This window comes from Streptomyces sp. LS1784, assembly GCF_020103755.1.
Taxonomy (GTDB): domain Bacteria; phylum Actinomycetota; class Actinomycetes; order Streptomycetales; family Streptomycetaceae; genus Kitasatospora.
Map to the genome: position 1 here is coordinate 20,557 of NZ_JAHSQD010000041.1, position 9,159 is coordinate 29,715.

Below are 9,159 nucleotides of genomic sequence, written 5' to 3' on the forward strand. Positions count from 1 at the left end.
GACGGGGTGGCTCTGGAGGAGGGGACCGTGGGCGAGAAGGTCGTGGCGACTCGGGCGGAACTGGCGGACCGGCAGCTGTACCGGTGCAAGCTCCACACGTGTCTCGAAGCGCTCGGACGGATGCTCCGGGAGGACCGCTTCGACCGGCCGCGGGCGGTGATGGGCCTGGAGATCGAGCTCAACCTGGCCGACGAGCAGGGCCTGCCGGCCATGAACAACGCCCAGGTGCTGAGCGCGATCGGATCCAGCGACTTCCAGACCGAACTGGGCCGGTTCAACATCGAGGTCAACATCACGCCGCACCGGCTCTGCGGGCACGTCTTCGAGGAACTGCGCGAGGAGATCGACACCGGTCTGCGCTACGCCGACCGGCAGGCGGCCGAGGCCGGCGCCCGGATCGTCATGGTGGGCATCCTGCCGACCCTGGAGCACGCCCACACCGGGCTGGACGCGATGAGCCACAACCAGCGGTACAGCCTGCTGAGCGACCAGATCCTGGCCGCCCGCGGGGAGGACATCGCGCTGGACATCGAGGGGGTCGAGCACCTCCAGCTGGAGTCGATCACCATGGTGGCCGAGGCCGCCGCCACCTCGCTCCAGCTGCACCTCCAGGTGACCCCGGAGCGGTTCTCCTCGGTGTGGAACGCGGCCCAGGCGATCTGTGGGCCGCAGCTCGCGCTCGGCGCCAACTCGCCGTTCCTGTTCGGGCGGGAGCTGTGGCGGGAGACCCGCCCGGTGCTCTTCCAGCAGGCCTGTGACACTCGTACGGCGGAACTCAAGGCGCAGGGCGTGCGCCCGATCACGTGGTTCGGCGAGCGCTGGGTGGACTCGGCGTACGACCTGTTCGAGGAGAACCTGCGGTACTTCCCCGCGCTGCTGCCGATCTGTGACGACGAGGACCCGCTGAAGGTGCTGGCCTCCGGCGGGGCGCCCAGGCTCGCCGAGATGCGGCTGCACAACGGCACCATCTACCGCTGGAACCGCCCGGTGTACGACGTCGCGGGCGGGGTGGCGCACCTGCGGGTGGAGAACCGGGCGCTGCCGGCCGGACCGACGGTGGCCGACACGCTGGCCAACGCCGCCTTCTACTACGGGCTGGTGCGGGTGCTCGCCGAGCAGCCCAGGCCGGTGTGGACCCGGCTGCCGTTCGAGCGGGCGGACGAGAACTTCCGGCAGGGCGCCCGGTACGGCATCGACGCGGTGTTCCAGTGGCCGCGCCCCGGGCGGGCCGGGCGCGGCGGCGGGCTGCAGACCGTGTCCGCGGTCGACCTGGTGCTGAACGACCTGCTGCCGATGGCCTACCAGGGCCTCGACGAGTGGGGCGTGGAGCCCGCCGACCGGGACCGCTACCTGGGCATCATCGAGCAGCGCTGCCTGCGCCGCACCAACGGCGCGTCCTGGCAGAGCGCGACCTTCCACCGGCTGCGCGAGCAGTACGGGATGGACCGGCCGGCCGCGCTCGCCGCGATGACCAGGCGCTACGCCGAACACATGCGCGGCGGCGAGCCGGTGCACACCTGGCCGGTGGGCTGAGACCTCCTCACCAGGCGGTCAGGCGGTTGTGTCAGGATGATCGCTCCGGCGGTCGGCCGACGGCCGGAGCGACCGTCCGTCCGCTGGAGCCCCCGTGACCACCGTCCCGACCGCGCCGGAGACCGCGAAGCCCACCCGTCGGCTGTTCGGCGTGGAGCTGCTGATCGTCCTCGGCCTCTCCCTCGGGGCCAGCGGGATCAGTGCGCTGATCAGCTTCACCGGCTCGCTCACCGAACCGCTCAAGCTCGGCCAGCAGGTCGCCACGCTGAACGGCTCGCGGGCGCCCGGGCGCCCCTGGCTGGACCTGGTGTGGCAGCTGTACTACATCGGGCGCGGGCTGATGCCGGTGGTGCTGGTCGGCTACCTGTTGGTGCGCGAGGGCGTCGCGCTGCGGGTGCTGGGTTTCGACCTCGGGCAGAAGCTGCGCGACCTGGGGCGGGGCGCCGCCGTCGCGGCCGCGATCGGCGGGTCGGGGCTGGCGCTCTACCTGGCCTCGCAGGCGGCCGGGTACAACCTGACGGTGGCGCCGTCCGGGCTGCCGGACGTCTGGTGGCGGCTGCCGGTGCTGGTGCTGTCGGCCTGGCAGAACGCCATCCTGGAGGAGGTCGTCGTCCTCGGCTACCTGCTGCGCCGGGTGGGGCAGCTGGGGTGGTCCTGGCCGGCGGCGGTGGCGGCGAGTTCGGTGCTGCGCGGCTCGTACCACCTGTACCAGGGGGTCGGCGGGCTGGTCGGCAACATGGTGATGGGCGCGGTGTTCTGCCTGCTGTACCGGCGGTGGGGGCGGGTGATGCCGCTGGTGGTGGCGCACGCGCTGATCGACACGGTGGCCTTCGCCGGGTACGCGCTGCTGGCCGGGCACGTCAGCTGGCTGCCCACCCCCTGAGCGACAGCGCCCGGCCGCGCGGCGGGCGGGCGAGCAGCCGGTCGACGTGCCGGCGCTCCAGGCCCTGGCCGGGGTCGACGCGCAGCAACAGGCGGTCCCGGCGCCACCGGGAGCGGCGGACCAGCCGGGGTGGGATGACGTCGTCCACCCAGGCGAACGGCCGGCCCTCGGCGTGGCGCAGCAGCGGGGCCCACTTGGCTGCGGAGAACAGCTCCATCAGCGGGACGCGCGGGTCGCCGGGCCGGGGGACGTAGCCGGTGAAGGTGACCACCGGGAGCGGGTCCAGGCCGATCGCCGGGGCGATGTGGGCGTTGGCGTGCTCCTCCCAGGTGGTGGCCCAGACCAGGTCGTACGTTCCGGCGAGCTCGCGCAGCCAGGCGCCGTGCCGGGTGGACAGCAGGACGGTGTAGCCGAACAGGGTGTGGGCATCGAATTCGGCGTCCGGGTGCGGGCAGAGCGGGTTCAGGACGCCGTCGACGTCCAGGAACAGCAGTGGCTTCGGCACCGGTGGCCCCTCGGAGACGGTGGTGTTTCCTGACCGTTCGGACGCCCCTCGCGCACCTCCGGTTGCCCACGGGTGGGCGCACGCGGGGCGCACAGGGCGCTCACGGGGCGGGCGCGGGTTCGCTGACGGGCACCGGTGCGTCCGTCGTGCTTCGGCGGCTCAGCCGGCGCACCTGCGGGTCCACCAGGACGACCGCGCTGAGCACCAGACAGATGACGGCGCACGCCCAGAGCGCGCCGGACAGGCCGAGCGCCACGGCGGCGGGGCCGGCCAGCGCGGTGCCGACCGGGGCCAGCGAGTAGGAGCCGAGCTCGTCGTACGCGGTGACCCGGGAGAACATCTCCTCGGGTATCTCCTGCTGGAGCGCGACCATCCAGTTGACGCCGAAGACGGTGACGCCGACGCCGGACAGGAACATCGCGACGACCAGCAGCGGCAGCGGCACCCCGGCGGCGAGGGCCAGCGCGGGCACGCCGAACAGGAAGACCCCCCAGTTGCCGACCAGCAGGATCCGGCGGGGCCGCCAGCGCGTCATCAGGACACCTGTGGCCACCAGGCCCACGCCGTAGGCGGACATCGCCAGGCCCCAGGCACCCGCGCCGCCGAGCCGCTCCTCGGCGGCGGTCGGCCCGTACACCGACTCCACCGCGTTGATGCAGGCGACCAGGACGGAGAACTGGAGCACGATCACCCAGAGCCAGCGGCGGGAGGCGAACTCCCGCCAGCCCTCGCGCAGATCGCGCAGCATGCTGCTGCCGGAGGGGGCCGGGCCCTTCTCCGGCTCCAGGAGGAAGCGCAGGGCGCCGGCGATCAGGAAGCAGAGGGCGTCCAGGGCGAGCACCCAGCCGGGGCCGACGACGGCGGTGAGCGCGCCGCCGAGGGCGGCGCCGCCGATCTGGGAGGCGTTGAGGCCCATCCGGAAGACCGCGAAGGCGCGGGCGGCGTGCTCCTGGGGGACGGCCTGCATGATCATGCCGCCGGAGGCGGGAGCGTAGAGGGCGTAGCCGGCCCCGCCGGCCGCGGAGAGCGCCAGCATCTGCCAGAGCCGGACGTCCCCGGTCAGGACCAGGGCGGCCAGGACGGCCTGGGAGACCCCGCTGAACACGTTGGCGGCGACCATGATCAGGTGGCGCGGCAGCCGGTCGGCGAGGGTGCCGCCGACCACCATGAGCAGCACGGTGGGCACCAGCCGGGCGGCGGTGACGTAGCCGAGGTCGGTGGTGGTGCCGCCGGTGCCGAGTACGGCGAAGGCGGTGGCGATGGGGGCGCCGGCGTTGCCGAGGCCGCTGATCACGGTGGCGGCGGTCTGGATGCGGAAGTTGCGGCTCGCCCAGGCGAAGCGACGTGAGGGTGGGGTCGGCACCCGGTGACTATGCCGTGGGGCCGTACGGGTGTCCATCGTTTTTCATGCCGGGGCCTGTCGGGGCGTGGGGTTTCAGCCGAGGTGGCCCCAGAGGAAGGTGAGGGTGCGGCGCCAGGCGATCCGGGCCTGGAGCGGGTCGTAGGTGCCGATCAGGTTCTCGTCGTTCATGAAGGCGTGGCCGGCCGGGTAGAAGTGGATCTCCGGGCGGACGTCGGTGGCCTCGCCGATCCGGATCGCGGCCTCGTCCACGGTGGCCATCGGGATCGAGCCGTCCAGCTCGCCGAAGTGGCCGAGTACATGGGCGGTCAGCCCGCGGTAGTCGAAGTCCGGGTCGGGCGGCAGGCCGTAGAACGGGACCACGGCGGCCACCTTGTCGCCGGCCCTGGCGGCCAGCAGCAGGGCGAAGCCGCCGCCCATGCAGAAGCCGACCACCCCGACCGCGTCGCCGACCACGCCGTCCAGCGCGAGCAGGTGGTCGACGGCCCCGGCCAGGTCCTCCACCGCCCGGTCGACCGGGAGCTCGCGCATGAGCCGGGCCGCCTCGGCGCCGTCGTGGGTGGTGGCGCCGCCGAACAGGTCGGGGGCGAGGACGGTGAAGCCCTCGGCGGCGAAGCGGTCGGCCACGTCGGCGACGTGCGAGGTGAGCCCCCACCACTCCTGGACCACCACCAGGCCCGGCCCGACGCCCTGCGGCGGGCGGGCCAGGTAGCCGTGCGCGGTACGGCCGTTGCTCGGGAAGGTGACGTTCTGCCGGGAGCCGCCCTGGTCAGGCATGGTTTCCTCTCGATGGGTCGGGCCGCGAGCGGCGGGGTTCGGCGGGGCGGGCCCTGGTCAGCCCATCTCCTCCAGGGCGCGGCCCTTGGTCTCCTTGATGCAGAAGGCCACGAACGGGATGGAGAGCAGCGCGAAGGCCGCGTAGATGGCGTACGTCGCGGAGAGGTTCCAGTCGGCGAGGTCCGGGAAACTGACGGTGATCGCCCAGTTGGCGATCCACTGTGCCGAGGCGGCGACGGACAGCGCCAGCGCGCGGATCCGGTTGGGGAACATCTCGCCGAGCAGGACCCAGACCACCACGCCCCAGGAGAAGGCGAAGCAGAGCACGAAGACGTGCGCGGCGATCAGGGCGACGACGGCGTGGGTGTTGTCCAGCGTGGCGGTGTTGCCGGTGCCGTGCCGGTAGGAGAACGCCCAGGCGGCGGTGCCCAGCGCGGCCGCCATGCCGATCGAGCCGGCCATGGCCAGCGGCTTGCGGCCGATCCGGTCCACCAGGGCCATCGCGATCACCGTGCCGATCACGTTGATGATCGAGGTGGAGAGGCTGATCAGCAGCGAGTTGGACTCGTTGATGCCGACCGACTGCCACAGGAAGGACGAGTAGTAGAAGATCACGTTGATGCCGACGAACTGCTGGAACACCGAGGCGCCGATGCCGACCCAGACGATCGGCAGCAGACCGAAACGGCCGCCCGTCAGGTCCTTGATCCGGGGCTTGTGAGCGGACTCCAGCACCGCGCGGATCTCGGCCACCCGGGTGTCCAGGTCCACCCCCTCGCCCTCGACCTCGACCAGCACCTTGCGGGCCTGCGCCTCGCGGTGGTCGGCGATCAGGAAGCGCGGCGACTCCGGGATGGTGAGCGCCATCAGCCCGTACACCAGGGCCGGGATGGCCTCGACGCCGAGCATCCACTGCCAGGCCTGGATGCCGCCGAGGTGGTTGGTGGACTCGCCGCCGGCGGCCTGGTTGAGGGCCCAGTTGGCGAGCTGGGAGACGGTGATGCCGAGCACGATCGCCATCTGCTGGAAGGAGGCGAGCCGGCCGCGGTAGGCGGTCGGGGCGACCTCGGCGATGTAGGTGGGGGCGATCACCGAGGCGATGCCGATCGCGATGCCGCCGACCACGCGCCAGGCGGCGAGGGCCTCGATGTTCGGCGGGAACATCGAGCCGATGCCGCTGGCCGCGAACAGCACGGCGGCCAGCAGCATCGTGCGGACCCGGCCGAGGTGGTCGGCGAGCCGGCCGGCGATCACCGCGCCCACCGCCGAGCCGAGCAGCGCGATGGCCACCACGAAGGCGGTGGTGCCGTGGCCGACCCCGAAGTGCTTCTGGATGCCCGTCACGGCGCCGTTGATCACCGCGCTGTCGTAGCCGAACAGGAAACCGCCCATGGCGGCGGCCGCCGAGATGAACACCACGTGGCCGAGGTGGGCCTCGCCGGCTGCCCGTTGGCTGTTGACTGAGGACACGCGCGCTCCCGGGGTGGACGGGCCCGCCCTGACGCCGAGTGGGCAGGGTTCGTCTCACATTCGAGCAGCGCCGAGGCCGCCCTGCGCGAGTTGGAAGCCGACCGGGTGATCCCGGGTCAGCCGGTGGCGCGCGGTCGGTCGGTGCGCAGGGGCGGGCCGTACGAGCGGTCGGTGCGCGGGGCGTTGTCCAGGGGACCGGTGGTGCCCTCCGGGGTGGTTCGCGGTACGGCGGTGCGTCGCCGGTGACGGCGGAGCAACTGGGTACGGGCGGCGGCGTACTGGTCGCGGCCGCGCCCCCGGCCGTCGGCGCGCTCGGCGAGTCGGTCGGCGATCGCGTACTGCGTCTCGGCGGGCTTCTTGTCGTCGTACTTGAACTTGGCCCGCACCTCGTTGACGGTCAGCCGGAGCCCGCGCAGCCCGGGCAGCTGCCGGGCCAACTCGCCCTCGCCGGGCACCACCCGGACCTCCGGCGTCTCGGGCTGGAAGTGCGCCAGCTGGCGGTTGAGGATCTCCGCCTTGGCGGCCGCGGACTCCACCACCTCGGCGGTGCAGTGGAAGTGGACCGAGGCGTAGTAGCTGGTGGGCGTGCCCGGTGCGCCGCGCCAGTGGCCCGGGGCGAACGCGTAGCCGTCGGTGACCGCGAGGGTGACCTGCGGGTCGGCCCGGACGGCGGCCAGCAGCGGGTTGGGCGCGGCGAGGTGGAGCAGGACCTCGCCGCGATCGGCGTCCAGCAGGAAGTGCGTCGGGACGAGCACCGGGCCCTCGCCGGGGGCGCCGTTGGCCGCGAGCAGGCCGAAGTCGCGGCCCTCGGCCAGCCAGGCGCGCCACTCGTCCTCGTCGCCGCGGTCCCAGGATCTGATCAGCACGGGTGGGCCTCCCGTCAGCGGGGGTAGCCGCGCAGGTGCGCGGGGAGCGGGGCGGTGGTGCCGGGGTGCGGCTCGGGGGTGCCGTGCACGGTGGTGACCGGGATCAGGCCGGACCAGTACGGCAGGCCGGTGTCCTCCGGGTCGTCGTCGGCGCCGTCCTCGCGGGTCTTGGCCGAGACCTCGTCCAGCTCCAGCCGGAGGACGGCGGTGGCGGCGAGCTCCTTGGCGTTGGCCGGACGGACCTCGGCGGAGCGCCCCGGTATCGCGTGGTCGACCAGGGCGGCGAGCGCGACGTCCAGCTCCTCGGGCTCGGTGACCTGGTGCGCGGTGCCGTGGGCGACCACCGAGCGGAAGTTCACCGAGTGGTTGAACGCGGACTTGGTCAGCACCAGCGCGTCGACCTGGGTGACGGTGATGCAGACCGGCATGCCCTGCTCGCCGGAGGCGTTGCGCAGCGGGCGGCTGCCGGTGGAGCCGTGGACGTAGAGCCGGCCGCCGACCCGAGCGAAGATCGTCGGCAGGACCACGGGGGCGCCGTCGACCACGAAGCCGAGGTGGCAGATGTAGGCGCTGTCGAGGATGGCGTGGATCTCCTCCTGCTCCCAGGTGGCCCGGTCCCGGTAACGGGTGGGGGTGGTCCTGGGGGTTCGGGAGTAGCTGGGCGAACCTTCCGGGCTGGCTGACATGACATCCTCTATGTACTAGTGCATAATTTGCTTTGTGCTAGGAGACTATCCGCTGAAAGGGCGACGCGCCAGCGAAATCGCGGCCCACATCGAGCAGGGCGTGAGCAGCGGGCAGCTCGCCCCCGGGACGACGCTGCCCCCGCTGCGCGACCTCGCCGCCGAACTGGGCGTCAACCCCAACACCGTCGCCGCCGCCTACCGGCTGCTGCGCGACCGCGGCGTGATCGAGACCGCCGGCCGCAAGGGCAGCCGCATCCTGCCCAGGCCCGCGCTCACCCCGCGCGACCGGATCCGCATCCCCGTCCCGCCGCACGCCCGCGACCTGTCCACCGGTAACCCCGACCCGGCCCTGCTGCCGGACCTCGCCCAGGCCCTCGCGGCCGCTGCCGAGGCCGCGCGCACCGACCCGGTGCTGTACGGGCACGAGGCCGTCGACCCGCAGCTGCTGGCGCTCGCCCGTGCCTCCTTCGAGGCCGACGGCCTGCCCGGCGGCCCGATCGCCGTCGCCTCCGGTTCGCTGGACACCATCGAACGGATCCTCGGCGCCCGGCTGCGCCCCGGTGACGCGGTGGCCGTCGAGGACCCGGGCTGGGGCAGCCTGCTCGACCTGCTGCCCGCGCTGGGACTGAGGCACGTGCCCGTCCGGCTGGACGACGAGGGCCCGCTGCCGGACGCACTGGCCGCGGCGCTGGCCGAGGGCGTGCGGGCCGTGGTGGTCACCAGCCGGGCGCAGAACCCGACCGGGGCGGCGCTCACCGCGCGGCGGGCCGAGGCGCTGAAGGCCGTCCTGGCCGACCACCCGGGCGTGCTGCTGATCGAGGACGACCACGGGCACGGCATGGTCGACCAGCCGTACCACCCGCTGGTCGGCGCCGGTACCCGGCACTGGGCGGTGGTGCGCTCGGCGGCCAAGGCGTACGGGCCGGACCTGCGGGTCTCGGTGGCGGTCGGCGACCAGGAGACGATCGGGCGGGTGGCCGGCCGGCTGCGGCTGGGCGCCGGCTGGGTCAGCCACCTGCTGCAGCGCACCGTCGCGGAGCTGTGGCGCAGCGACGCGGCGCCGGCCGACCGGGTGGCCG

At 73.3% G+C, this 9,159-nt stretch carries 9 protein-coding genes; 3 read left to right on the forward strand and 6 right to left on the reverse strand.

Annotation, left to right across the window (positions count from 1 at the left end; translation table 11 throughout):
* Positions 1 to 27: 27 nt before the first annotated feature.
* Both KS423_RS08110 and KS423_RS08115 read left to right on the forward strand, forming a co-directional pair.
* On the forward strand, positions 28 to 1,533 hold the full coding sequence (locus KS423_RS08110) for a glutamate--cysteine ligase (protein WP_224276659.1): 1,506 nt from the start codon (positions 28 to 30) through the stop codon (positions 1,531 to 1,533).
* A gap of 94 nt (positions 1,534 to 1,627) precedes the next feature.
* Positions 1,628 to 2,416 carry a CPBP family intramembrane glutamic endopeptidase gene (locus KS423_RS08115; RefSeq protein WP_224276633.1) on the forward strand — a complete coding sequence of 263 codons (789 nt, stop codon included), beginning with the start codon at positions 1,628 to 1,630 and terminating at the stop codon, positions 2,414 to 2,416.
* On the opposite strand, the gene KS423_RS08120 is transcribed toward KS423_RS08115, so the two are convergent.
* The 6 genes from KS423_RS08120 to KS423_RS08145 form a co-directional block, all read right to left on the reverse strand.
* Complete coding sequence (locus KS423_RS08120) at positions 2,394 to 2,921, reverse strand: HAD domain-containing protein (RefSeq protein ID WP_224276635.1); 528 nt, start codon at positions 2,919 to 2,921, stop codon at positions 2,394 to 2,396. The two genes, KS423_RS08115 and KS423_RS08120, sit on opposite strands and share 23 nt — an antisense overlap.
* 100 nt (positions 2,922 to 3,021) lie before the next feature.
* Positions 3,022 to 4,284, reverse strand: a complete 1,263-nt coding sequence (locus KS423_RS08125) for an MFS transporter (protein WP_224276637.1) — start codon at positions 4,282 to 4,284, stop codon at positions 3,022 to 3,024.
* Positions 4,285 to 4,356: 72 nt separating this feature from the next.
* Positions 4,357 to 5,058, reverse strand: coding sequence for a dienelactone hydrolase family protein (locus tag KS423_RS08130; protein ID WP_224276639.1), 702 nt, complete (start codon positions 5,056 to 5,058; stop codon positions 4,357 to 4,359).
* 57 nt (positions 5,059 to 5,115) lie between these two features.
* Positions 5,116 to 6,528 carry a sugar porter family MFS transporter gene (locus KS423_RS08135; protein WP_224276648.1) on the reverse strand — a complete coding sequence of 471 codons (1,413 nt, stop codon included), beginning with the start codon at positions 6,526 to 6,528 and terminating at the stop codon, positions 5,116 to 5,118.
* 116 nt (positions 6,529 to 6,644) lie between these two features.
* Complete coding sequence (locus KS423_RS08140; RefSeq protein ID WP_308020152.1) at positions 6,645 to 7,394, reverse strand: FMN-binding negative transcriptional regulator; 750 nt, start codon at positions 7,392 to 7,394, stop codon at positions 6,645 to 6,647.
* 14 nt (positions 7,395 to 7,408) lie between these two features.
* On the reverse strand, positions 7,409 to 8,080 hold the full coding sequence (locus tag KS423_RS08145; protein ID WP_224276650.1) for a pyridoxamine 5'-phosphate oxidase family protein: 672 nt from the start codon (positions 8,078 to 8,080) through the stop codon (positions 7,409 to 7,411).
* Between the two features lie 34 nt (positions 8,081 to 8,114).
* Between KS423_RS08145 and KS423_RS08150 the strand changes: the two genes are divergently transcribed.
* Positions 8,115 to 9,159, forward strand: a 1,045-nt coding sequence (locus KS423_RS08150; protein ID WP_224276651.1) for an aminotransferase class I/II-fold pyridoxal phosphate-dependent enzyme, incomplete at its 3' end; no start/stop codon positions are given.

Coding starts and splice junctions, on each gene's coding strand:
- KS423_RS08130 (WP_224276639.1), bottom strand. CDS start 5,058: ATGCCTGACCAGGGCGGCTCCCGGCAGAACGTCACCTTCCCGAGCAAC.
- KS423_RS08145 (WP_224276650.1), bottom strand. CDS start 8,080: ATGTCAGCCAGCCCGGAAGGTTCGCCCAGCTACTCCCGAACCCCCAGG.